The 1,176-nt window shown below is 57.1% G+C and carries 1 rRNA gene (only partly in view); it reads left to right on the forward strand.

Features of this window, described 5'->3' with window-relative positions:
* Positions 1-1,176: ribosomal RNA gene (locus AB0389_RS37750) — 23S ribosomal RNA — on the forward strand (its annotated part continues 1,271 nt past the right edge of the window); the annotation flags it as partial.

Consider the following 1,176-nt stretch of genomic DNA (forward strand, 5'->3'; position numbering starts at 1 on the left):
TAGTAGCGCGCTCAAGACCCGAAGCGGAGTGATCTAGCCATGGGCAGGTTGAAGCGGAGGTAAGACTTCGTGGAGGACCGAACCCACCAGGGTTGAAAACCTGGGGGATGACCTGTGGTTAGGGGTGAAAGGCCAATCAAACTCCGTGATAGCTGGTTCTCCCCGAAATGCATTTAGGTGCAGCGTCGTGTGTTTCTTGCCGGAGGTAGAGCACTGGATAGGCGATGGGCCCTACCGGGTTACTGACCTTAGCCAAACTCCGAATGCCGGTAAGTGAGAGCGCGGCAGTGAGACTGTGGGGGATAAGCTCCATGGTCGAGAGGGAAACAGCCCAGAGCATCGACTAAGGCCCCTAAGCGTACGCTAAGTGGGAAAGGATGTGGAGTCGCAGAGACAACCAGGAGGTTGGCTTAGAAGCAGCCATCCTTGAAAGAGTGCGTAATAGCTCACTGGTCAAGTGATTCCGCGCCGACAATGTAGCGGGGCTCAAGCGTACCGCCGAAGTCGTGTCATTGCAGCATGAGGGCCAACGCCCGCTGTGATGGGTAGGGGAGCGTCGTGTGCCGGGTGAAGCAGCAGCGGAAGCTAGTTGTGGACGGTTCACGAGTGAGAATGCAGGCATGAGTAGCGATACACACGTGGGAAACGTGTGCGCCGATTGACTAAGGGTTCCTGGGTCAAGCTGATCTGCCCAGGGTAAGTCGGGACCTAAGGCGAGGCCGACAGGCGTAGTCGATGGACAACCGGTTGATATTCCGGTACCCGCTTTGAAACGCCCAGTATCGAATCCATTAATGCTAAGGCCGTGAAGCCGTCCTGGAGCCTTCGGGCAAAGGGGAGTGGTGGAGCCGCTGAACCGAGGTGGTAGTAGGTAAGCGATGGGGTGACGCAGGAAGGTAGTCCAGCCCGGGCGGTGGTTGTCCCGGGGTAAGGGTGTAGGGCGTTGTCCAGGTAAATCCGGACAGCACATAGCCTGAGACCTGATGCCGAGCCGATTGTGGTGAAGTGGATGATCCTATGCTGTCGAGAAAAGCCTCTAGCGAGTTTCATGGCGGCCCGTACCCTAAACCGACTCAGGTGGTCAGGTAGAGAATACCGAGGCGTTCGGGTGAACTATGGTTAAGGAACTCGGCAAAATGCCCCCGTAACTTCGGGAGAAGGGGGGCCATTCTAGGT

The organism is Streptomyces sp. NPDC093109, from assembly GCF_040701725.1.
GTDB lineage: Bacteria > Actinomycetota > Actinomycetes > Streptomycetales > Streptomycetaceae > Streptomyces.